This is a genomic window from Luteimonas sp. TWI662 (assembly GCF_039673825.1).
Taxonomy (GTDB): domain Bacteria; phylum Pseudomonadota; class Gammaproteobacteria; order Xanthomonadales; family Xanthomonadaceae; genus Luteimonas.
Map to the genome: position 1 here is coordinate 12,767 of NZ_JBDJMI010000003.1, position 21,991 is coordinate 34,757.

Here is a 21,991-nt window from a genome sequence, read left to right on the forward strand (position 1 = left end):
ACCGCGCTGATGGATACCGGACTCGCGCTCACCACCGACATGAAGATCGTCCTGGCCCTGGTGGGCCTGACGATGGTGCTGTTCCTGTTCCAGCGCGTACGCGCCGACCTGGTCGCCCTGGTGGTGCTGGTGATGCTGGGACTGACCGGCCTGGTGGCGCCCGAGGACGTCTTCAACGGCTTTTCCTCCAACGCGGTGATCAGTGTCATCGCGACCATGATTCTGGGCATGGGGCTGGACCGGACCGGCGCGCTCAACCGCCTCGCCGGCTGGCTGTTGCGACGGGCACGCGGCATGGAGAACCGCCTGTTGCTGCTGACCGCAGCCACCGCCGGCCTCAATTCGTCGGTCATGCAGAACCCATCGGTGATGGCGCTGTACATGCCGGTCGCGGCCCGGCTGGCCTCGCGCTCAGGGCTACGCCTGGCGCAGATCCTGCTGCCGGTCTGCGTGGCTATCGTCATGGGCGGCGCGCTGACCATGGTCGGCACCTCGCCGCTGATCCTGCTCAACGACCTGCTGACCGCGGCCAACGCGAACATGCCCTCCGGCGCGGCGACACTGGAATCGCTGAACATGTTCGCGCCGTTGCCGATCGGCCTGGCGCTGCTGATCGCCGGGCTCGCCTACTTCCATTTCTTCGGCAACCGGCAGTTGGGCGAACTGAGCGACGGCGGCGACGGCCCGGTGACCCCGGCGCGCACCCAGAGCTACTTCGCCAGTGCCTACGGCATCGAAGGCGACGTCTTCGAGCTCGTGGTCACTGCAGAAAGTCCGCTGGTGGGGATGACGTTTGCCGAGGCCGAGGCGATCCACCACGCGCCGCTGCTGCTGGCGCTCAAGTCGGAGAACGAGTCGCGCCTGGCACCGCCGGCCGACTCACGCATCTGGGTGGGCAGCGTGCTCGGCGCGATGGGCCCCCGGCAGCAGGTGGCCGACTTCGCGCAGAACCAGTTCCTGCGCATGAGTTCGCGCCTGCGGCACTTCGGCGACCTGTTCAATCCCAGTCGCGCCGGCATCGCCGAGGCGGTGATCCCGCCGACCTCGAAGTTCATCGGCAAGTCGGCCGCCGAACTGAGCCTGGGCAGGAAGTACGGCGTCCGCCTGCTGGCGATCAATCGCGATAAGACGGTGCTGCGCGAGAACGTGCGCAAGATGACCCTGCGCGCCGGTGACATGCTGGTGCTGCACAGCATCTGGCAGGACCTGGCGCGCACCGCCAAGTCGCTCGATTTCCTGATCGTGACCGACTATCCCAAGGGCGAGCAGCGGCCGCACAAGTTCAAGATCGCGATGGCGATCTTCGCCGTGACGATGCTGATCGCGCTGTCCTCGCGCATTCCCACCTCGGTCGCGCTGATGACCGGCGTGGCGGGCATGCTGGTGTTCGGCGTGCTGAAGATGGACGAGGCCTACAGCGCGATCAACTGGAAGACCGTGTTCCTGATGGCCTGCCTGATCCCGCTTGGCTGGGCGATGGACTCCAGCGGCGCGGCAGCCTGGGTCGCCGGCCACAGCATCGAGCGGCTGCCGACCGGCCTTCCGGTCTGGCTGCTCGAGATCGCGGTCGCGCTGCTGACCACCGCGTTCTCGCTGGTCATCAGCCACGTCGGCGCGACGATCGTCGTGGTCCCGCTGGCGATCAATCTGGCGCTGGCCGCCGGCGGCAACCCGACCGCATTTGCACTGATCGTCGCACTGTCGGCCTCCAACAACTTCGTCACCCAGTCCAATCCGGTGATGTCGATGATCATCGGCCCGGCCGGCTACACGGCCAAGCAACTGTGGCGGATCGGATTGCCGATCTCGCTGATGTACACCGCGATCGTGGTGCTGATGGTCAACCTGCTGTTCCACTGACGCGGCCGCCCCCCCCCCGGCGCCGACGGCAACCGGCGCCGACGGCAATCAGCCCAGCAGCACCTGCCCTTCGCGCACCTGCACCGGCACGGCACGCAGCGCTTCGCCCTTGCACGGCCCGGCGACGCACACGCCATCGGCGGTATTGAAACTCGCGCCATGCGCGGCGCAGACCAGATGGCCGTCCTTGGAGGCCAGGAACTGACCGGGCGCCCAGTCGAGACGACGGCCGGCATGCGGACAGATATTGAGCCAGGCGCGCACCTCACTGCCGTGGCGGTGCAACACCAGCGACTCGGCCTCCCCGTCGACCACACCTTCGACCTCCGCAAAGCCGCCATCGGCGATCGCATCGAGCGCGAGCAAGCGGGCGTCGTCACATGGATTTAACGAAGGCATTACAACTCCAGGAGGCGAGCGACCGATACTGGACCCCTCGGCCAACCCGGCCATTGTGTCACGAGCATTGCAGCCGCCATGTCCAACGCCTTCTTCCGCGATCTCCACGCCCGTTTCGATGCCTCCGGTGTCCGTGCGGTGTTCGCGCCGCGCAAGCCGCGGCACCCGGCGTTGCGGGTGTTGCTGGGCCTGGTCGGCGTTGCCCTGCTCGCGGTGTTGCTGGTGGCCGGCCTGTTCGTCGGCGCCGCAATGCTGCTGTTCGGGCTTGCCCGCCGCTTGCTGATGCGCGGCGATGCGACGCCGCCCCGTGACGAGCGCATCGTCGAGGCCGAGTACCGCGTCGTGCGCAATCGCGACCAGCCATTGCTGCGCTGAGTGCAGCGGCGCCCGAACGCCAGAGCTGAGCCGATGACCGATCCGTCGTACGACGTGGTGCCCGCCGCGGCGCCGACCCGCCTGGCGGTGCGCGGTGGCGGCCAGTTCCCGGTCCGGCGCGTCTACTGCGTAGGCCGCAATTTCGCCGACCACGCCCGCGAAATGGGCGCCCAGGCCCCAGCGTCGAAGGCCGAGCGCGGCACGCCGGTGTTCTTCTCCAAACCTGCCGATGCGGTCGTCACTTCCGGCGAGGTGCCCTACCCCAGCGCCACGCGTGAGTTGCATCACGAGGTCGAACTGGTCGTGGCCATCGGCCGCGACGCGCCGCCCGGCGAACTGCCGGTCGACAGCGCCGCCGAGCTTGTCTACGGCTACGCGGTCGGCCTGGACCTCACCCGTCGCGACCTGCAGGCCGCCGCCAAGGCCAAGGGCCTGCCCTGGGACGTGGCCAAGGGCTTCGACGCCTCGGCACCGGTCGGCGAACTGGTGCCGGCCGCCGCCGTCGGCGCGCTGTCGCCGCGGACGTTGTCGCTCGAAGTCAACGGGGTGCTGCGGCAATCGTCGACGCTCGCGCAGCTGATCTGGGACGTGCCCGAGATCCTGCACGAACTGTCCAAGCTGTTCGCGGTGCGCGCCGGCGATCTGGTGTTCATGGGGACCCCGGCCGGCGTCGCTGCGCTGCAGCCGGGCGATGTCTGTGTCGCCCGGCTCGACGACGTGCTCGACCTCCACTGCAAGGTGACTTCGGCCCCGCTATAGTCCCGTGCGCATCTCACTTACCGCGCAGGAGACATCATGGGCATACTCGCCGAGTTCAGGGAATTCGCCGTCCGCGGCAACGTCATCGACCTGGCGGTCGGCGTCGTCATCGGCGCGGCGTTCGGCAAGATCGTTACCGCACTCGTCGAAAACCTCATCATGCCGTTCATCGGCCTGCTGACCGGCGGCATCGATTTCTCCCGATGGGCGATCACATTGCGCGCGGCCCAGGTCGACGCGGCCGGCGAGGAGATCCCGGCGCTGGTGCTGGGCATCGGCAACGTCGTCAACACCATCGTGCAGTTCATCATCGTCGCGTTCGCGATCTTCATCGCAGTGCGCTTCATCAACCGTCTCAAGCGCAAGCAGGCCGAGGCGCCGGTCGAAGAGAAGCCGGCCGAACCCAGCGAGGAAGTCAAGCTGTTGCGCGAGATCCGCGATTGCCTGCGCAAGCCCGACGCGCCGCTCGCCTGATCCGCATCCTGCGCCGGGACCTCCGGCACATCGCCTCGAGCGGGCCGCGCGCGACAATGCGCGCGGCCCGTTCCTATTGCAGCCGGAGATCGCGCATGCGCCCTGCCCCCCTTCTCAACGCTCTCGCCCTGGCCCTGCTGTCGGGCGCCTTGCTGGTTCCGGGCACCGGGACCGCGCGCGAGACCGCATCCGCGCCGGTGGCACAGACGTCACTGGACGCCGCAGCGCAGTTGCGCGAGCGCGCATTGCAGGACGGCACTGCCTACCGGCTGATCGAGTCGCTGACCACGCAGATCGGACCGCGCCTGCCCGGTAGCGCGGCCGACGCGCGCGCGGTCGAATGGGCCAAGGCGCGGTTCGTCGAACTCGGCTACGACCGGGTATGGACCGAGCCGGTGACCTTCCCGAAGTGGGAACGGCGCAGCGAGCGCGCGGCGGTCGTCGGCGCCCATGCCCAGCCGCTGGTGCTCACCGCACTGGGCGGCAGTCCCGGGGGCGAGGTGTCGGCACAGATCGTGCGCTTCGACAGCCTGGCCGCGCTCGAGGCCGCCGACGCGGCGACGCTGCGGGGGCGCATCGTGTTCGTCGATATTCCGATGGCGCGCTCGCGCGACGGCAGCGGGTACAGCGCCGCCGGTGCGATCCGCAGTCGCGGGCCGTCGATCGCCGCGCGCAAGGGCGCCGCCGCGTACTTGATGCGCTCGATCGGCACCAGTCCGCATCGGGTCGCCAACACCGGCATCACCCGTTTCGATGCCGACGTGACCCCGATCCCGTCGGCGGCGTTGTCGCTGCCCGACGCCGACCAGCTCGCGCGCCTGTTGCGGCTGGGACCGGTGGAAGTCGCGCTTGCACTCGATTGCGGCTGGAACGGCGAGTACACGTCGCAGAACGTGATCGCCGAACTCACCGGCCGCGAGCGACCGGAGGAGATCGTCCTGATCGCCGGCCATCTCGATTCCTGGGACCTGGGCACCGGCGCGGTCGACGACGCCTCGGGCGTGGGCATCACGATGGCCGCCGGGCACCTGATCGCGCAGCAGCCGCAGCGCCCGCGTCGCAGCGTGCGCGTGGTCGCGTTCGCGAACGAAGAGCAGGGCCTGCTCGGCGCGCGCGCCTACGCCGAGGCGCATGGCGGCGCCGATGTGATCGCCCGGCATGTGATCGGCGCCGAGAGCGACTTCGGCGCCGGTCGCATCTACGGCTTCAACACCAGCGCCCCGGCGGGGCAGCGTGCGACCAGCGATGCGATCGCCGAGGTACTGCGCCCGCTCGGGATCGACTATCTGCAGGACAAGGGCAGCCCAGGCCCGGATATCTCGCCGCTGGCGGCCAAGGGCGGTGCCTGGGGCTGGCTGGGCCAGGACGGCACCGACTACTTCGATCTGCACCACAACGCCGACGATACGTTAGACAAGGTCGACCCCGACGCGGTCGCGCAGAACACGGCCGCCTATGCAGTGTTCGCGTGGCTGGCCGCAGAGTCCGACGAAAGCTTCGGCAGCGCGCCCAAGGCGCACGACTCCCCCGCGCACTGATCGGCAGTCGCGGCGACGCCCTGGCCGGGCCGGTTCCGGAGGATGGACAGGCGGCGGGCGCTGATGGGCCGTCACCACGCGGCTCGCGTCTCGATCAGCGTGCCTCTCTGCCCCCTCCTTGGGGCGCTGCGCCGGCCCGCCTCACGTCGACGCGCGTGATCGCGCGCCGTGTAGACGCGGGTCGCGTACTCGTCGTCCGTGTGATGCCGGTGGCCCACACGGCACAGCGGCGCAGTCGCCACGTCCCGCATCGCATCGGCACGCAATGACACTTGCCTCTTGCAGCAGAGCCACGCCGCGGATCACGATCGCCGACGCGGGCTTATCTGTCGGCGTCGCCCCGTAGCGTCGCCACGCGAGGTGATGCGGCGCTCGCGTCCTGCATCCAGCCGATCGCGCGCGTGCGATCGAGCGGATCACGAAGCGCGAGACCGCGCGCGACGCCGTCAGCATCGAGCAGCAGCCAGCGATCCAAGCCCTCCTGCGGCGCGGCGAATGTGACCCGCTGCGCCACGCGGTCGGGCACGAGGTCGTCGTCGAATACAGCAACCGTCACGGTGCCGACGTCGTTCTCGCGCACAACGTCGGTGCCCGGCGCGCGCCCAAGCCAGCGGGCCTCAGGCCAGGCATGCATCGCAGCGCCGCGTCGCGCAAGCGGCCCGGCGGCCACGCGGAGTTCTTCGACCACGTTCTCGCCCAGCGTCAACTCGGGATCGAGCACACCGACCGCCACCGAAGCAGCGATCGGGGTCGCGACCTGCGCGATGCGTTCGGCGTACCGCCACATCCAGAGCTGGCTGGGCAGCAGCAGTGCCGCAACGACGAGCGCGGCAAACGGTCCAATCGCCGTGCGCGCACCCGCGACAGCCGCGTACGCCAGGCCCGCCCAGAACAGGCTCGACCAGACGACGTAGCGGGTCGCCAGCAACTGGTCCGGGAACAATGTGAAGTACTCCAGCCGCGCCAGCGCGATCAGCACGCCCACGCCCAGTGCGAACCAAGCAATCCCGAGACCCACAACCACCTGCACGGCCGGCGCACGACGGCAGTGTAAGCTCGCGACCAGAAGCCAGGCCGCGCCAAGCGCACCGGTGAGCAGATGCGGCCAGCGCGCGGTCAGCGCCGAACCGGCCATCGCCGCAATGCACTCCGACACTGCCACGGCAACGCTACGAACCGGCGCGACTGGAAGCCGTGCCGCCATCTCTGGGTCAAGCAGCGGCCACGCCGCGTACAGCGACGGGGCGGCAAGCCAGCGCAACAGGCGATCGGCCTGCACGACCGGCGCAACGCCGATCCGCTCGCCGCCGACGCCGGCGAGTATGGTCATCCCTACGGCCACGCCCGCGCAGAGCAGCACCGGGACGGCGTCACGCCAAGCCGCGCGGCGCAGCCACAGCACCGCTCCAAACGCGCCGAAGCATGCGATGCCCGATCCGAACGAGAACGTGGCCACGAGCCCGCAAGTACCGGCGAGCCAGCCGTGGCACCACGCCTGCGCAGCATTGCGCGGCCGCGCGGCGAGCAGACCCACGCCCAGCGCGAGCGCCAGCGTGACCAGATAGGCGTGCACGCTTTCCTGCGCGTGGACCAGCGCACGCGCGTTGCCGAGCCAGCACAGCCCGACCACCGCCCATAGGAAGGCGACCGCGCGCACTGCAGGCCTGGCCGTCGCCAGCGGGCGCCACAGCGCCGCGAGCGTCGCCAGCAGCAGTCCGATGCCGACCAGGATCTGCAGTCCCTGCGAGGCGCCGAACAGCCGCAAGTCAAGCCAGCGGACCATGTTGGGGAGCACCTCGCGGTGGCCGTTGCTGACCATCAGCACCCCGTCGACGAACCGCGCGTCCGCCAAGACCGCGATGTAGCGCCAGCCGTCTGCATAGGGCACCCGCGGTGCAAGTCGCCACATTGCCCATAGACCGGCCAGCAGATAGAGCGCCGCGAGTGCGTACGCGAGCGGAGCGACGCCGTGGCGCGCGCGTGCGCGCAGCGCCGCCCTCACGTCCGGAGGGCGGCCCACTGGGCCAGCAGCACGGCGGTAGCCGAGGCGACGTTGAGACTTTCGACCGCGCCGCTGCCCGGGATGCCGAGCTTGCGATCGCAGGCGTCGGCGAGTGCCGCGTCCATGCCCTCGCCTTCGGCGCCGAGCACGTAGACCAGCCGCGACGGCAACGCGGCTTTGAAAAGATCCTCGCCGCCGCGCACGACCGTGGCCGCCAGTTGGAAGCCGGCACTGCGCAACTGCGCCAACGCGTTATCCTCCCGGCCCAGGCGGACGAAGCGCACGGCCTCCGCGCCGCCTTCGGCGACACGCGCGGCCGCGCCCGACAGCGCGAGCGTGGCGTCCCTGGGCAGCAACACGGCACCGACGCCAAAGTGCGCGGCCGAACGCAGGATCGCGCCGAGGTTGTGCGGGTTGCCGACGCCATCGAGCCACAGCGCGCAGGCCGGCCCCGCGGGCAACGCCTGCAGCCAATCGCCGAGCGGCAGCGGCGCCTCGCGCAGCACGTCGGCGACGATGCCCTCGTGATGCGTGCTCGCCGCCAGCTTGCGCAGATCGTCCTCGCCGACGACGCGGTAGCCCACACGATGGGCCGCGCACCACTTGAGCATGGGCTGCAACTGCGGGATGCGCGCCTCGAGCAGATACAGCTTGCGGATCGCCTCGGGCCGCTTGGCGAACACCGCATCGATGGCGTTGCGTCCATACAGACGCATTTCCCGGCGCTCGCCGCCGTCGCCGTCACCGCCGGGCGCCACAGCCGCGATTCGCGGGCCGGCCGGCGAGACTGCGCGTGCGCCCCACGGGCTGGCCTGCCTGGGACCGACCTCGCCCCGTCCTGCCGGCCCGCGTGGCGGGCGACGTCCTGCATCGGTCATGGTGTGCGTTTCCAGAAGTCGGCATTGCGGATGCCCAGCTTATCGGGGTCGAAGACCGGATCGAGCCCCTGCTTCTTCTGGCTTTCGTAATCGCGCAGCGCCTGCAACGCCGGCTTTTGCAGGATCAGGATCGCAACGATGTTGAGCCAGGCCATCACGCCGACGCCGATGTCGCCGAGCATCCACGCCATCTCGGCGCTGCGGATCGCACCAAAGATCACCATGCCCAGCAGCGCTACCCGCAGCAGCAGCGTCCGCCCCGGCCGCGCCACGTGCTTGTTGAGGTAGGTCAGGTTGGTCTCGGCCATGTAGTAATAGGCCATGATCGTGGTGAACGCGAAAAAGAACAACGCGATTGCAACAAAGAGGGCGCCCCAGCCGGGCAGAATCGACTCGATACCCGCCTGCGCAAAGCCCGATCCGGCCTCCACCCCCGGAAGCGCCTCGTGCAGCATCGCCCCCTCGGGGCCGACCACGTTGTACATCCCCGTCGCCAGGATCAGGAATGCGGTCGAGGTACAGACCAGCATCGTGTCGAAGTAGATCGCCCAGGCCTGCACATAGCCCTGCTTGGCCGGGTGCGACACCTCGGCCGCCGCGGCGGCATGGGGCCCGGTGCCCTGACCGGCCTCGTTGGCGTAGATGCCGCGCTTGACGCCCCATTCCACGGCCAACCCGAGCATTGCGCCGAACCCGGCATGCACGCCGAACGCGCTCTCGAAGATGATGCGGAACATCGTCGGCACGAAATCGTAGTTGATGACCATCACCGTGACTGCGGTGAGGATGTAGGCGATCGCCATGAACGGGACCACCAGTTCGGCGAACGCGGCGATGCGCTTGACGCCACCGAAGATGATGACCGCCAGCAGCAGCGCCACGGTGATGCCGATGCCCGCCTTGAGCGCGATCCGCGCATCGATGCCCATCCACTGGCCGGACAGGTCGCCGCAGACCGTGCTGCCAGCGCAGACGTTGGCGATGCTGTCGGCGATCGCATTGGCCTGCACACCTGGCATCAGCAGGCCCGCTGCCACCAGGGTCGCGAATGCGAACGCCAGCGCATACCACTTCAGGCCCATCGCCTTTTCGATGTAGTAGGCCGGGCCACCGCGGTAGCGGCCCTCTGCATCCTTTTCCTTGTAGATCTGCGCCAGGGTGCACTCGACGTAGGAGGTGGAGGCGCCGAGGAACCCCATCACCCACATCCAGAACACCGCGCCCGGGCCGCCAAACGCAATCGCGGTGGCGACGCCGGCGATGTTGCCGATCCCGATGCGCCCGGCCATCGACATCGCCAGTGCCTGGAACGAAGACACGCCGGCATCGGATTTCTGGCCGGTGAAGGTGAGTCGGGTCATCTCGACAAAGCCGCGCACCTGCATGAAGCGCGTGCGAAGCGTGAACCACAGGCCGGCGCCCAGGCACAGCGCAATCAGCGCCTTGCTCCAGATCAGACCATTGAGGGCGGTGAGCAGTTGATCCATCGGTCTGGCTCCGGGCTGGACGGGGGCGGATGACGCGGACGACACACGAAGGATCGATTTTCCACGATCAGGGGGTCGAATGCGACGCACTGTCGCAGCTGCGGACATTGCGCCTTCCCACGCCTCGGGTCAGCCCGAGGAAGGCGGACCCTCGCGCACCAGCCCGAACAGCCGGAGATCGTGCAGCCCATCGGCCTTGCGTACTGCGCCGCGCAGCCGGCCCTCCTCCACGAAGCCATTGCAGACGAGCACCCGCGCCGAGGCCGGGTTGAGGTCGAGCACGTTGGCTTGCAGGCGCCTCAGGTCCAGCGCGTCCATCACCCAGGGCACATAGGCCGTGACCACCCGGCGCATGATGCGGCGGTTCCAGTGCACGCGCGCCAGCCAGTAGCCGAGTTCGGCCGAATGCGCGCGTTCGCCCGCGCCCTGGCGGGCATCGATGCTGCCGCAGGCCTCGCCGTCGATGTCGATCGCCAGCACCGGCCCCGACAGGTCGACGACCTCACCAGCCAGGAACGCCGCGCCGTCGGCGCGCGTATAGGGATGGGGAAAGCGGTCGCTGAGCCCGCGCACGACCAGCGGATCGTCGGCATGGCGCAGCAACGCCTCGAGATCGGCGTCGCGCCAGCGTCGCAGCACGAAGCCGTCGCCTTCGAGCCGCACGTCGTCCCAACGCATCGCCCGCCTCCACCCAGAACCGGGGTCAGAGTGCAATTTCGCGCGCCCGATTGCACCTAAAAATGCACTCTGACCCCGGTTCTTGGGTCAGGCGTGGCCGCCGACGGCGGGGGTTTCGGCTTCCAGGCGCTCGAGTTCCTGGGCCAGGGCTTCGGGGGAGCGCGTGAACGGCGCGAGCAGGGCGTAGAACGCCGGGACCACGAACAGCGACAGCAGGGTCGAGAATGCGACGCCGAAGATGATCACGATGCCGATCGTCGCCCGACTCGCCGAACCGGGACCGCCGGCCACGACCAGCGGGATCGCGCCGACGATCGTCGCGGTGGACGTCATCAGGATCGGACGCAGGCGCACCGCCGAGGCCTCGGCGATCGCCTCGCGGACGCTCCGCCCCTCGTCCCGCAACTGGTTGGCGAACTCGACGATCAGGATGCCGTTCTTGGCCGCCAGGCCGATCAGCATGACGATCCCGATCTGGCTGAAGAGGTTCAGCGTCCCCCCTGTCGCCCACAGGCCCAGCAACGCACCGAGTACCGCCAGCGGCACGGTCAACATGATCACCAGCGGGTGGATGAAGCTCTCGAACTGCGCGGCCAGCACCAGGTAGACGATCATCAATGCCATCGCGAACGTCAGCAGCACCGCGCCACCGGCTTCCTGGAACTCGCGGCTCTCGCCCTTCCAGTCGATCTGCGCATAGTCGGGCAGTTCCTCGGCAGCGACCTGACGCGTCCACTCCAGCGCCTCGCCCATCGAATAGCCGGGCGCCAGCCCGGCACTGATGGTGATCGCACGCAGCCGGTTGAAGCGGTTGAAGCTGCCCGGTTCGGCGATCTCGCTGAGCGTGACCAGATTGGCCAACGGCACCAGCGCCTGGTCGCGACCGCGCACATAGGTGTCGGCGAGATCGGCCGGATTCATGCGCCGCTTGCGTCCGGCTTGCAGCAGCACGTCGTACTCCTCGCCGTTGTCGACGAACGTGGTGACCTGGCGCGAGCCCATCATCGTCTCGAGCGTGCGTCCGATCTCCTGCACCGACACGCCCAGGTCGGCCGCGCGCTGGCGGTCGATGTCCACGCGCATCTGCGGCCGCGTTTCCTTGTAGTCCGAGTCGGGGTCCTGGATGCCCGGATTCTCGCGCATGCGCGCGAGCATGCGATCGCGCCATTGCGCGATCTCCGCGTAGTCCGGCCCGCCGAGCACCAACTGGTAGCGCTGACCGCGGCTGCCGACCAGACCGCCCGGTACATTGGCGCGCACCTGCACGCCGGGCAGCTTGGCGAACTCGGCGCGCAACGTCTCGACGACGTCGACCGTGCTTTCCTTGCGGTGCTTCCAGTCCTGCAAGAACACGATTACCTGGCCGGTGTGCATGTCCTCGCTGCCGCCCCAGCCGCGCGGCACGCGGGAGTTGGCGCGGGCGATCGGCTGGTCGTCGCCGACCAGTGGCGCGAAGATCGCCTCGACGTGCTGCATCTGCCCGACGGTGTAGTCGAAGCCCGCGCCCTCGGGGCCGTCGACGCCGACGAAGAACCGCCCGCGGTCCTCGGCCGGCGACAGTTCGCTGGGCACGCGCGCAAACAGCAGCACCGCGGCCGCCACGCACACCGCGATCGCCGCCACGAGCAGCAACAACAGGCGCCCGGCCGGCAACGCGACCAGCGTGTCCACGCGGCGGCCGTAGCCGCTGCCCAGCCGCGCCAGTTGCCGGTTCATCCACGCATTGAAGCCGCGCTGCTTGGTGTGCGGCCGCACCAGCTTGGAGCACATCATCGGCGTGAGCGTGAGCGCGATGAACGCCGACAGCGCGACCGCGCCGGCCAGCGCGACCGACAACTCGCGGAACAGCCGCCCCGAATTGCCCTCCATGAAGCCGACCGGCAGGAACACCGCGACCAGCACCGCGGTCGTGGAGGTCACCGCGAAGGCGACTTGCGCGGTGCCGCGGCGCGCGGCCACCAGCGGCGGCTCGCCCAGATCGGCGCGGCGCTGCACGTTCTCCAGCACGATGATCGCATCGTCCACGACCAGGCCGATGCACAGCACCAGCGCCAGCAGCGTGAGCAGGTTGATCGAGAAGCCGAACACGTACAGCGCGATGAACGCGGCGATCAAGCACACCGGCACGGTCAGCGCCGGGATCAACGCCGCGCGCAGGCTGCCCAGGAACAACCAGATCACCAGGAACACCAGCGCCATCGCCTCGCCCAGCGTCCAGTAGACGCGGGTGATCGCCGCGTCGATGAACACGGTGTTGTCGGAGGCGACGAAAATCTCGGTGCCTTCGGGCAGCGTCTGCTGGATGCGCTCGGCCTCGGCGCGCGCGGCGCGTGCGACATCGAGTGCATTGGCGGTCGAGGTGCGCACGATGCCCAGGCCCACATTGTGCACCGAGTTGCTGCGCATGTAGGAGCGCCGCTCGGCCGAGCCCAGTTCGATCTGCGCGACATCGCCCAGACGCACGACGTAACCGTCGCTGCCGCGGCGCACCGGGATCTGTGCAAATTGCGACGGCTCGCGGAAGCCCCGCTCCACGCGCAACGTGAAGTCGCGGGTCTGCGACTCGATCCGGCCGGCCGGCAGTTCGACGTTCTCGGTGCGCAACGCGTTCTCGACATCGGCGGCGGTGATGTTGCGCGCAGCCATCTCGTCGCGGTCGAGCCAGATCCGCATCGCATAGCGGTGCCCACCGCTCAGATGCACACGCGCCACGCCGTCGAGCGAGGACAAACGATCGAGAATGTAACGGTCGGTGTAGTCGGTCAGCTCGAGCGTGTTCATCGTGCTCGAGCGCAGGTTCAGCCAGACGATCGCGTCGGCGTCGGCTTCGACCTTGGAGATCTCGGGCGGGTCGGCCTCGACCGGCATCCGATCCATGACCCGGCTGATCGCATCGCGCACGTCGTTGGCGGCGGCCTCGATATCGCGGCTCAGGTTGAACTCGATGGTGACATCGGATCGACCGTTACGGCTGCGCGACTCGATCGTGCGGATGCCCTCGATACCCGACAGCGCGTCCTCGAGAATCTGCGTGATGCGGGTCTCGACCACGGCAGCCGATGCCCCGGGATAGCTGACGTCGACCGAGACGATCGGCGGATCGATGTTCGGCAACTCGCGCAGCGTCAGCCGGGTGAAGGCCATGATGCCCAGCGCCACCAGCAACAGGCTCATGACGGCCGCGAACACCGGCCGGCGGATGGAGACATCCGACAGTTTCATCGCACCTCGTCTCCTGGCGCGTCGGCGTCCTCGGCCGGCTGCGCCTTGGCCTCCTGCACCGTGCCTTCGACGATCTTCATGCCCGGCCGCAGTTTGCCCGTGCCGTCGAGCACGATGCGCTCGCCTGGCGTCAGACCCTCGACCAGTTCGGCCAGGCCATCCTGGCGCACACCGATCTCGACCGGCGCCTGCTCGACCGTCTCATCCTCGCGAACGCGGTAGACGAACGTGTCGCGGCCGACCTGGATCACCGCGATCTCCGGCACCATCAGCGCTTGCCGCGTGCGCTGCTGCAGCCGCACCTGGATCAGCATGCCCGGCCGCAGCCGGCGATCGGGATTGCCGAAGGCGCCCCGCACCGTCACCGCGCGGGTGTTGGCATCGACGCGGGCGTCGATCGTCTGCACCACGCCCTCGAACTCGTCGGCCGGATACGCGGCACTGCGCCCGAACACCCGCTGACCCGGCGCAATGGCCGCCAGCCGGGTCTCGGGCACAGGGAAGTCGACATAGACCGTCGAGATGTCGTCGAGCGTCGCGATCGCGGTGCCGGGCGTCACCAGCGCGCCCGGGCTGACCTGGCGGATGCCCAGCACGCCAGCGAACGGCGCGCGAATGGTACGGTCGCCGACATTGGCCCGCATCTCGGCGACGTTCGCACGGGCGGCATCGCGGGTCGCCCGCAGGGTGTCGAGCGATGCACGCGCGATCAACTGCTGGTCCACCAGGCCGGCGCCGCGACGATACTGCTGCTCGGCCTCGATCGCCGCCGCCTCTGCCGCCTCGAGCGCCGCCTGCTGCTGGCCGCCGGTCAGCGTGACCAGCACCATGCCGGCATCGACATCGTCGCCGCTGTCGAAATGCACCCGCTGCACGGTCTCGCTGACCTTGGCCGTGAGCATGATCGACTCGCGTGCCTTGACCGTGCCCAACGCCGCGACCGTGTCGTTCCAGTCCCGCAGCGCGGTCACCGTCGTCGTCACCGGAACCGCTGCACCGCCCTCGGGGCGGGCCGCGCTTTCGGGGCTGCCACAGGCGGCCAGCATCGATGCGAGGAGGGCGACGAGCGCGCACGACACGGTGCCGCGGCGGCCTGGGGCTAGCTCGGACAAGGGAGGACCCTGAGACGGTGAAAGCGCCGGAGTGTACCCGCTGGCCCGTGACGCCGACCGTGCCATCGGATGGTGTCGAAAAAACAGCGTTCCATGTCAACGCATGGTCCGCCGGCGCGTTTTGTCGCAGTCTGGGACGACCGCGCACCGCGCCTGCCCCCGCGAGTTCCCCATGGCCCTGTACGACAGCATCCTCGACACCGTCGGCAACACGCCCATCGTCCGGCTGAACAGGCTGGCGCCGGCCAACGTCACACTCTACGCCAAGGTCGAATCCTTCAATCCTGGCGGTTCGGTCAAGGACCGCCTGGCCCTGGCCATCGTCCTCGACGCCGAGCGCCGCGGCCTGCTCAAGCCTGGCGACACGATCGTCGAGGCCACCTCCGGCAACACCGGCGTCGCTCTGGCGATGGTCGCGGCCGCGCGCGGCTACAAGTTCGTCGCCACGATGGTCGAGACGTTCTCGATCGAGCGCCGCAAGCTGATGCGCGCATACGGCGCCAAGGTGATCCTGACCCCGGCCGCCGAGCGCGGCTCGGGCATGGTCCGCAAGGCCAAGGAACTGGCCGAGCAACACGGCTGGTTCCTCGCCAGCCAATTCGCCAACCCCGCCAATCCCGCCTACCACCGCAACACCACCGCGGCCGAGATCCTGCGCGACTTCGCCGGCCGCCGGCTCGACCACTTCGTCACCGGCTGGGGCACCGGCGGCACGCTGACCGGCGTGGGCGAGGTCCTCAAGGTCGCGCGGCCCGAGGTCAAGGTCACCGCGGCCGAACCTGCGGGCGCGGCCATGCTGCAAGGCAAGGACTGGGCGCCGCACAAGATCCAGGGCTGGACCCCGGACTTCGTACCCGAGGTGCTCAATCGCGACATCGCCGCGCAGGTACTCTCGGTCGACGACGGGCTGGCGATCGAGACCGCGCGCCGGCTCGCGGCCGAAGAAGGCATCTTCGTCGGCATCTCGGCCGGCGCCACCGCCGCCGCCGCGCTCGAGGTCGCCAAGACCGCCAGCGACGGCGAGGTGATCCTGACGATGCTGCCCGACACCGGCGAGCGCTACTTCTCCACGCCGCTGTTTGCCGACGTCAACGAAGGCTCGGACGACGACTGGCTGGCGGGCCTGCCCTGAGCGCGACCCGGCGCTAGCCTCGCGCCATCCACAGCGCCAGGCCGACGCTGAGCGCCAACAGCAGCGCCACCCAGAGCAGCCAGCCGTAGCGGCCACTATCGCCGGCGACCACGGTCTCCTGGCGCGCCTCGCGCAGCAGCGGCGAGGCGTGCCGGGACACGGTCTGCCGCGCCGCCTCGTCGTCGAGTGCCGGGTCGAACTCGCGCAAGCGCCGCGCCGCGTCCTCGGTGTTGCCCGTCGCGATCCGCGCCGCGACCTCGGTGGGCAGCGTCGCCTCGCCCACGGGGCTCGCCTGCGATGACGGGCGGTACCGGTCGTCGCGCCCGTCAAGTGCGTCGACCGAGTCTTTGGCGGCCCGCAGCGACAGCCCCGGATTGGCATCGCGCAGAATCTTGATCGCCTCCACCTTGCGCCCGCGGCGCAGCAGATCGTGGACGGGGGAGGGGACGTGCAATGGCGCGCGATCGCTCATCGAAAAGTCGCTCTCAAGGACAGGATCGGCCGCCAGCATCGCGCAGACGGCGTGATGCCACCATCCAGCCGCCGTCGATATGCTGCGCCGATGGACCATCTCCGCGCCCTGCATGCCGACATCACCCGCTGTGAGGTCGACGCGATCGTCAACGCCGCCAACCCGTCCTTGCTCGGCGGCGGCGGCGTCGATGGCGCCATCCATCGCGCGGCCGGCCCGGCGCTGCTGCATGCCTGCCGCGCCCTGCCCGAATCGCGGCCGGGTGTCCGTTGCCCGACCGGCGAAGCGAGGATCACGCCTGGCTTCGCGTTGCCGGCGCGCCATGTGATCCACACCGTCGGCCCGGTCTGGCAGGGCGGCCGGTACGGCGAGCCAGCGCTGCTCGCCGCCTGTTACCGCAACGCGCTGGCACTGGCGCGGGTGCATGGACTGGCGTCGATCGCGTTCCCGGCGATCAGCTGCGGGATCTACGGCTACCCGCCCGATGCCGCGGTCGCGATCGCCGTGGCGCAAGTGCGCGACAGCCTGGCCGAGGACCCATTGGACGTGTTGTTCTGCTGCCACGACCCGGTGATGCTGGCGCGCTACACCGCGGCGCTGGCGGCCTGAGCCGCACGACCAGCGGTCAGGCCGCCGACTCAGGTGCGCACCCGAAAACCGGGGTGAGAGGGCAAATTGGCGGGGGCGAAATTGACACGGAGCCCCGGTTTTGCAGGTTTTTGGGTTTTGGGGGCGGACAGACGGGGCGGGCCCACAACGCGAAACGCCGGCGCAAGGCCGGCGTTTCGATGAGCGAACGGGAGATCAGGCTCAGCCCTTCTTCCACTTGCCCTGCGCGGCCAGGCCGTTGTCGCGGGCGCGGGCGAACACCGTCTCCTGCGCCTTGGCGACGTTGTTGGCCAGGTCCTGCGACCACAGCTTCAAGGCGGCCTGCTGCATCGCACGGCCATAGGAGAACGACAGCGGCCAGGGGTTCGGCCCAAGGCGGTTCATCGCATCCAGATGTGCGGTCGACTGCTCGTCGCTCTGCCCGCCCGACAGGAACACGATGCCCGGCAGGATCGCCGGCACCGCCGACTTCAGGCACATCAGCGTGGCCTCGGCGACCTCGTCGACCTCGGCAGTCTCGCCGCTGTCCTTGCCCGGCAGCACCATCGACGCCTTGAGGATCGTGCCTTCGAGCATGACGTTCTGGTTGTACAGCGCGTCGAACAGCGCGCGCAGCGTGACCTCGGTGACCTCATAGCAGGTCTCGATGTCGTGGCTGCCGTCCATCAGCACTTCCGGCTCGACCATCGGCACCAGGCCCTGCTCCTGGCACAGCGCCGCGTAGCGGGCAAGCGCGTGGGCGTTGGCCTCGATGCAGGTGCCGGACGGGATGTCCTCGCCGATGTTGATCACCGCGCGCCACTTGGCGAAGCGGGCGCCAAGCTTGTAGTACTCCTCCAGGCGCGCGCGCAGCCCATCCAGGCCCTCGGTGACGACCTCGCCCGGGAACCCGGCGAGCGCGTGCGTGCCCTTGTCGACCTTGATGCCCGGGATCATGCCGTGATCGCTCATGTACTTGGCGAACGGCACCCCGTCCTTGGTCGACTGACGGATCGTCTCGTCGAACAGGATCGCACCGCTGATGTGGTCCGACAGCTTGGGCGTGGTCAGCAGCAGTTCGCGGTAGGCGCGACGGTTCTCCTCGTTGTTCGGAATGCCCACGCCCTCGAACCGCTTGGCGATGGTGGAGGTGGACTCGTCGATCGCGATGATGCCCTTGCCCGGGGCGACCATGGCCTGGGCGATGTCTGCAAGCTGTTCGATGCTCATGTGGCGGTGACGTCCATCGGCGGGGAAAGGCGCCCATTATAGCCCGCCGGCTTCGACGAAGCGCCCAGCGCCCAGCGCCGCCGCGCGCCGAAATCGCGTGCAACGTCGGGGAAAACGTTTACAGCACGTCGCGATCCGCGCAGGCCGCGCGGGACAGCCGGTGGCGGTCCCGCGCACGGGCCGGCTACAGCTCGCCCAGGCCCTCGGCCCGACCGTCGCCGCCGACCTGCAGCAGGCGCAGGGTGTTGGTCGCGCCGTGTGTCTCCATGTGCTCGCCACTGGTGAACACCACACGTTCGCCCGGCCCCAGCAGGCCGGCGTCGACCAACAGGCGGATGCTGCCGCGCGCGGCTTCGCGCGGGGTCTGACCGCGGCTGTCGTAGTTGAATGGGAACACATCGCGCATCAGTGACATACGCCGACGTGCGCCGGCGTGGCGCGAGAACGCGTAGATCGACGCGCCGCCGCGGAAACGCGACAGGTAGCGCGCGGTGCCGCCCGATTCGGTCATCGCGACGATCGCGCCGACGCCGACGTGCTCGGACAGGAACATCGCGGCCATCGCGATCGCGTGGTCGGCGCGTTCGAGGTTGCGCTGCGCCTTCTCGAAGTCGGTGTCCTGCGCGAACTGGCGCTCGGCGCCGACGCAGACCCGCGCCATCGCCTCGACCGCGCGCACCGGATACGCACCGGCGGCAGTCTCGGCCGAGAGCATCACCGCATCGGTGCCGTCGATGACCGAGTTGGCCACGTCGAGCACCTCGGCGCGCGTGGGCATCGGACTTTCGACCATCGACTGCAGCATCTGGGTGGCGGTGATCACCACCTTGTTGCGCGCCAGCGACTCGCGGATGATTTTCTTCTGCAGGCCCGGCAGTTCGGCGTCGCCGATCTCCACACCTAGGTCGCCGCGCGCGACCATCACCACGTCGCTGGCATCGATGATCTCGGCGAGATTCTCAATTGCCTCGGTACGTTCGATCTTCGACACCAGCGCGGCATCGCTGCCATGCGCACGCGCGATCGAACGCGCTTCTTCCATGTCGGCCGCATTGCGGCAGAACGACACCGCGATGAAGTCGACACCGATCTCCGCGGCGATCTTGATCAGCGCACGGTCGTGATCGGTCAACGCGCCCAGCGACAGGCCACCGCCCTGCTTGTTGAGACCCTTGCGGTTCGACAGCACGCCGTCGTTGAGTACGGTGGTGACGATGCGCACGCCCTCCACCGCGGTCACCTGCAACTGCATCAGGCCATCGTCGAGCAGCAGCACGTCGCCTGCCGCCACGTCGTCCGGCAAGCCGAGATAACTGACGCCGACCTCGTCGACCGTGCCCAAGGGCGCGTCGGGGTCGGCGACCAGGTCGAAGCGCGCGCCTGCGCGCAGCGTCACCTTGCCGTCGGCGAACTTTTCGATGCGGATCTTCGGGCCCGGCAGGTCGGCCAGGATGCCGATCTCGACCCCGGCTCGGTCGGCCGCGGCGCGGACAGCCTCGGCGCGCACCTTCTGCGATGCCGGGTCGCCATGCGAGAAGTTGAGGCGGACGGCATTGACGCCGGCGGCGATCAGCGCGTCGAGCACGCCCGGCGCGTCGGTGGCAGGTCCGAGCGTGGCGAGGATACGTGTACGGCGCCGATGCGCCGGGACGGGAGTCAATTCGTTGGCAGTCATTCCGCGATCTTAGTGTCCACCGATGGTCAAGCGCGCGCTGGCGGGCGACGCGCCCGAGGCATCCCGGAACGGCATGCCGCCTGCGAGCTTACTTGGAAACGCTTGCAACGGCATGGCGACCGCTTACGGTCAGCCCACCTGTGCGACCAGCGCAGCCGGCGAATCGACCACTTGGTCGGCGCCGGCCTTGCGCAGTTCGTCGGCCGAACCGAAGCCCCACGACACGCCGATCGCGCGCATCGCGTGCTGGCGCGCGCCCTCCATGTCCATGCGCCGGTCGCCGATCATCGTGCAGCACGCGGCCGACAACGCCAGCCGCGACAGTGCCTCGGCGATGAGTTCGCGTTTGTAGCGGCGCACGCCGTCGTCGCTTGCGCCGACGATCGTCGCGAATGCATCGCCGAACGGCAGGCCCTCGACGATGCGCCGCGCAAAGCGTTCGTTCTTCGAGGTGACCACCGCCAGCGTGCGGCCATCGGCCCGCAGCGTCTCGATCGCCTCCGCCACACCGGGATAGACGGCGTGCTCGCGCCATCCGATCGTGTCGTAGCGATCGCGATAGACCGCGATGGCGCGCTCGGTACGGGCTGCATCCCCGGCAAACAACGCGTCGAAACTGTCGCGCAGCGGCGGACCGATCCACGGCAGCAGCGTCTCGCGCGACAGCGGCGCATGGCCCAGTACCTCGAGCGCATGCGCGATGCCGCCCAGGATGCCGGGCTCCGAATCGATCAGCGTGCCGTCGAGATCGAAGAACAGCGCATTCCCGCTCACGCCCCGCGCGCCTCCAACGCCGCGACCGCCGGCAGCGTCTTGCCCTCGAGGAACTCCAGGAACGCACCGCCGCCGGTCGAGATGTAGGACACCTCGTCGGCGATGCCGTACTTGTCGACCGCGGCCAGCGTATCGCCGCCGCCAGCGATCGAGAATGCCTTCGACGAGGCGATCGCACGCGCCAGCGCCTCAGTGCCGTGGCCGAACGCATCGAACTCGAAGACTCCGACCGGGCCGTTCCAGACCACGGTGCCGGCGTCGGCGATCATCGCCGCATAGCGCTTCGCGGTGTCCGGACCGATGTCGAGAATCATGTCGCCGGCCTCGACCGCGTCCACGGCCTTGACCGTCGCCGGCGCATCGGCCGCAAAGGCGGGCGCCACCACGACGTCGGTCGGCACCGGAATCTCGGCGCCGCGCGCCTTGGCGTCGGCCATGATCTGCTTGGCAGTGTCGATCAGATCGGTCTCGACCAGCGACTTGCCCACCCCGTGCCCGAGCGCGGCGATGAAGGTGTTGGCGATGCCGCCGCCGACGATCAACTGATCGACCTTGCCCACCAGCGACGACAGCAGCTCGAGCTTGGTCGACACCTTGCTGCCCGCCACGATCGCCAGCAGCGGACGCGCCGGCGCGTCGAGCGCCTTGGCCAATGCGTCGAGCTCGGCCATCAGCAGCGGACCGCCGGCGGCCTGCGGCGCGAAGCGGATCACACCGTGCGTCGAGGCCTGGGCGCGATGCGCGGTGCCGAACGCGTCCATGACGAACACGTCGGCCAGCGCTGCGTACTTGCGCGCCAGCGCCTCGTCGTCGGCCTTCTCGCCGACATTCATGCGGCAGTTCTCCAGCAGCACCAGCTGGCCGGGGGCGACCTCGACGCCGTCGACCCAGTCGCGCAGCAGCGGCACCTCGATGCCGAGCAGCTCGGACAGGCGCGCGGCGACCGGGGCCAATGAATCGGCCTCGCTCCAGCAGCCCTCCTTCGGCCGGCCCAGATGCGAGGTCACCATCACGGCCGCGTTCTGTGCCAGCGCCTGACGCAGCGTCGGCAGCGAGGCGAGGATGCGCTGATCGGACGTGACCTTGCCGCCGTCGACGGGGACATTGAGGTCCTGTCGGATCAGCACACGCTTTCCGGAAAGGTCGAGGTCGGTCATGCGAACGATGGTCATGGGGACTGGACTCGCTTGAAAAGAAGGAAAAGGGCCGCGCCATGCCCTCCATGGCGCCGCATTGCGGCTTCGGATGCACCGGCCCGGCCATCCCTGGCCGGGCGCTCGCCGCGCGTACTGCCTGAGGGCAGTCCGCTCAGACCGGCTCGCCCTGCCGGATCAGC

General features: G+C 69.2%; 19 protein-coding genes. 7 read left to right on the top strand and 12 right to left on the bottom strand.

Annotated features, from left to right (window positions below; genetic code table 11):
- Window positions 1-9 precede the first annotated feature (9 nt).
- Entirely contained in the window at window positions 10-1,860 is a 1,851-nt protein-coding gene (locus ABE488_RS03750; protein ID WP_346444590.1) for an SLC13 family permease, read from the top strand.
- A gap of 48 nt (window positions 1,861-1,908) precedes the next feature.
- On the opposite strand, the gene ABE488_RS03755 is transcribed toward ABE488_RS03750, so the two are convergent.
- On the bottom strand, window positions 1,909-2,259 hold the full coding sequence (locus tag ABE488_RS03755; RefSeq protein WP_346447209.1) for a Rieske (2Fe-2S) protein: 351 nt from the start codon (window positions 2,257-2,259) through the stop codon (window positions 1,909-1,911).
- Between the two features lie 78 nt (window positions 2,260-2,337).
- Here ABE488_RS03755 and ABE488_RS03760 point away from each other — a divergent pair, with 78 nt between their 5' ends.
- The 4 genes from ABE488_RS03760 to ABE488_RS03775 all read left to right on the top strand — a co-directional run bounded on the left by ABE488_RS03760 (window position 2,338) and on the right by ABE488_RS03775 (window position 5,405).
- Window positions 2,338-2,634, top strand: coding sequence for a hypothetical protein (locus ABE488_RS03760; RefSeq protein WP_346444587.1), 297 nt, complete (start codon window positions 2,338-2,340; stop codon window positions 2,632-2,634).
- 33 nt (window positions 2,635-2,667) lie between these two features.
- Window positions 2,668-3,393 carry a fumarylacetoacetate hydrolase family protein gene (locus ABE488_RS03765; protein WP_346447210.1) on the top strand — a complete coding sequence of 242 codons (726 nt, stop codon included), beginning with the start codon at window positions 2,668-2,670 and terminating at the stop codon, window positions 3,391-3,393.
- 36 nt (window positions 3,394-3,429) lie between these two features.
- Window positions 3,430-3,867, top strand: coding sequence for a large-conductance mechanosensitive channel protein MscL (gene mscL / locus ABE488_RS03770; protein WP_346447211.1), 438 nt, complete (start codon window positions 3,430-3,432; stop codon window positions 3,865-3,867).
- Window positions 3,868-3,962: 95 nt separating this feature from the next.
- Window positions 3,963-5,405, top strand: coding sequence for a M28 family peptidase (locus ABE488_RS03775; protein WP_346447212.1), 1,443 nt, complete (start codon window positions 3,963-3,965; stop codon window positions 5,403-5,405).
- A 322-nt stretch (window positions 5,406-5,727) separates the two neighbouring features.
- Here ABE488_RS03775 and ABE488_RS03780 read toward each other — a convergent pair whose 3' ends face one another.
- The 6 genes from ABE488_RS03780 to ABE488_RS03805 all read right to left on the bottom strand — a co-directional run bounded on the left by ABE488_RS03780 (window position 5,728) and on the right by ABE488_RS03805 (window position 14,784).
- Window positions 5,728-7,425 (bottom strand): hypothetical protein, encoded by a 1,698-nt coding sequence (locus ABE488_RS03780; RefSeq protein ID WP_346447213.1) that lies wholly within the window; start codon window positions 7,423-7,425, stop codon window positions 5,728-5,730.
- Complete coding sequence (locus ABE488_RS03785; RefSeq protein ID WP_346447214.1) at window positions 7,404-8,285, bottom strand: TrmH family RNA methyltransferase; 882 nt, start codon at window positions 8,283-8,285, stop codon at window positions 7,404-7,406. The genes ABE488_RS03780 and ABE488_RS03785 overlap by 22 nt, the downstream gene beginning before the upstream one ends.
- Entirely contained in the window at window positions 8,282-9,772 is a 1,491-nt protein-coding gene (locus ABE488_RS03790; RefSeq protein ID WP_346444577.1) for an alanine/glycine:cation symporter family protein, read from the bottom strand. Before ABE488_RS03790 ends, ABE488_RS03785 begins: the two co-directional genes overlap by 4 nt.
- Before the next feature lie 129 nt (window positions 9,773-9,901).
- Entirely contained in the window at window positions 9,902-10,450 is a 549-nt protein-coding gene (locus ABE488_RS03795) for a GNAT family protein (RefSeq protein WP_346447215.1), read from the bottom strand.
- An 87-nt stretch (window positions 10,451-10,537) separates the two neighbouring features.
- Window positions 10,538-13,672: an efflux RND transporter permease subunit gene (locus tag ABE488_RS03800; RefSeq protein ID WP_346447216.1), complete on the bottom strand. Its 3,135-nt coding sequence runs from the start codon at window positions 13,670-13,672 to the stop codon at window positions 10,538-10,540.
- Window positions 13,669-14,784, bottom strand: coding sequence for an efflux RND transporter periplasmic adaptor subunit (locus tag ABE488_RS03805; protein WP_346447217.1), 1,116 nt, complete (start codon window positions 14,782-14,784; stop codon window positions 13,669-13,671). Before ABE488_RS03805 ends, ABE488_RS03800 begins: the two co-directional genes overlap by 4 nt.
- 172 nt (window positions 14,785-14,956) lie before the next feature.
- Between ABE488_RS03805 and cysK the strand changes: the two genes are divergently transcribed.
- Window positions 14,957-15,916 carry a cysteine synthase A gene (gene cysK, locus ABE488_RS03810; RefSeq protein WP_346444571.1) on the top strand — a complete coding sequence of 320 codons (960 nt, stop codon included), beginning with the start codon at window positions 14,957-14,959 and terminating at the stop codon, window positions 15,914-15,916.
- 13 nt (window positions 15,917-15,929) lie between these two features.
- On the opposite strand, the gene ABE488_RS03815 is transcribed toward cysK, so the two are convergent.
- Window positions 15,930-16,427, bottom strand: a complete 498-nt coding sequence (locus tag ABE488_RS03815) for a hypothetical protein (RefSeq protein ID WP_346447218.1) — start codon at window positions 16,425-16,427, stop codon at window positions 15,930-15,932.
- Between the two features lie 51 nt (window positions 16,428-16,478).
- On the opposite strand from ABE488_RS03815, the gene ABE488_RS03820 reads away from it, so the two are divergent.
- A complete protein-coding gene (locus ABE488_RS03820) occupies window positions 16,479-16,997 on the top strand; it encodes an O-acetyl-ADP-ribose deacetylase (protein ID WP_346447219.1) in 519 nt (172 codons plus the stop codon).
- Window positions 16,998-17,198: 201 nt separating this feature from the next.
- On the opposite strand, the gene ABE488_RS03825 is transcribed toward ABE488_RS03820, so the two are convergent.
- The 4 genes from ABE488_RS03825 to ABE488_RS03840 all read right to left on the bottom strand — a co-directional run bounded on the left by ABE488_RS03825 (window position 17,199) and on the right by ABE488_RS03840 (window position 21,827).
- Window positions 17,199-18,206, bottom strand: coding sequence for a class I fructose-bisphosphate aldolase (locus tag ABE488_RS03825; protein WP_346444565.1), 1,008 nt, complete (start codon window positions 18,204-18,206; stop codon window positions 17,199-17,201).
- Between the two features lie 184 nt (window positions 18,207-18,390).
- Window positions 18,391-19,881, bottom strand: coding sequence for a pyruvate kinase (pyk, locus tag ABE488_RS03830; RefSeq protein WP_346444564.1), 1,491 nt, complete (start codon window positions 19,879-19,881; stop codon window positions 18,391-18,393).
- Window positions 19,882-20,010: 129 nt separating this feature from the next.
- Window positions 20,011-20,655, bottom strand: a complete 645-nt coding sequence (locus tag ABE488_RS03835) for an HAD hydrolase-like protein (RefSeq protein ID WP_346447220.1) — start codon at window positions 20,653-20,655, stop codon at window positions 20,011-20,013.
- Window positions 20,652-21,827 carry a phosphoglycerate kinase gene (locus tag ABE488_RS03840; RefSeq protein ID WP_346447221.1) on the bottom strand — a complete coding sequence of 392 codons (1,176 nt, stop codon included), beginning with the start codon at window positions 21,825-21,827 and terminating at the stop codon, window positions 20,652-20,654. The genes ABE488_RS03835 and ABE488_RS03840 overlap by 4 nt, the downstream gene beginning before the upstream one ends.
- Between the last annotated feature and the right edge of the window lie 164 nt (window positions 21,828-21,991).

Coding starts and splice junctions, on each gene's coding strand:
- ABE488_RS03750 (WP_346444590.1), top strand. CDS start 10: ATGGATACCGGACTCGCGCTCACCACCGACATGAAGATCGTCCTGGCC.
- ABE488_RS03755 (WP_346447209.1), bottom strand. CDS start 2,259: ATGCCTTCGTTAAATCCATGTGACGACGCCCGCTTGCTCGCGCTCGAT.
- ABE488_RS03760 (WP_346444587.1), top strand. CDS start 2,338: ATGTCCAACGCCTTCTTCCGCGATCTCCACGCCCGTTTCGATGCCTCC.
- ABE488_RS03765 (WP_346447210.1), top strand. CDS start 2,668: ATGACCGATCCGTCGTACGACGTGGTGCCCGCCGCGGCGCCGACCCGC.
- mscL (WP_346447211.1), top strand. CDS start 3,430: ATGGGCATACTCGCCGAGTTCAGGGAATTCGCCGTCCGCGGCAACGTC.
- ABE488_RS03775 (WP_346447212.1), top strand. CDS start 3,963: ATGCGCCCTGCCCCCCTTCTCAACGCTCTCGCCCTGGCCCTGCTGTCG.
- ABE488_RS03785 (WP_346447214.1), bottom strand. CDS start 8,285: ATGACCGATGCAGGACGTCGCCCGCCACGCGGGCCGGCAGGACGGGGC.
- ABE488_RS03790 (WP_346444577.1), bottom strand. CDS start 9,772: ATGGATCAACTGCTCACCGCCCTCAATGGTCTGATCTGGAGCAAGGCG.
- ABE488_RS03795 (WP_346447215.1), bottom strand. CDS start 10,450: ATGCGTTGGGACGACGTGCGGCTCGAAGGCGACGGCTTCGTGCTGCGA.
- ABE488_RS03800 (WP_346447216.1), bottom strand. CDS start 13,672: ATGAAACTGTCGGATGTCTCCATCCGCCGGCCGGTGTTCGCGGCCGTC.
- cysK (WP_346444571.1), top strand. CDS start 14,957: ATGGCCCTGTACGACAGCATCCTCGACACCGTCGGCAACACGCCCATC.
- ABE488_RS03815 (WP_346447218.1), bottom strand. CDS start 16,427: ATGCTGGCGGCCGATCCTGTCCTTGAGAGCGACTTTTCGATGAGCGAT.
- ABE488_RS03820 (WP_346447219.1), top strand. CDS start 16,479: ATGGACCATCTCCGCGCCCTGCATGCCGACATCACCCGCTGTGAGGTC.
- ABE488_RS03825 (WP_346444565.1), bottom strand. CDS start 18,206: ATGAGCATCGAACAGCTTGCAGACATCGCCCAGGCCATGGTCGCCCCG.
- pyk (WP_346444564.1), bottom strand. CDS start 19,881: ATGACTGCCAACGAATTGACTCCCGTCCCGGCGCATCGGCGCCGTACA.
- ABE488_RS03840 (WP_346447221.1), bottom strand. CDS start 21,827: ATGACCATCGTTCGCATGACCGACCTCGACCTTTCCGGAAAGCGTGTG.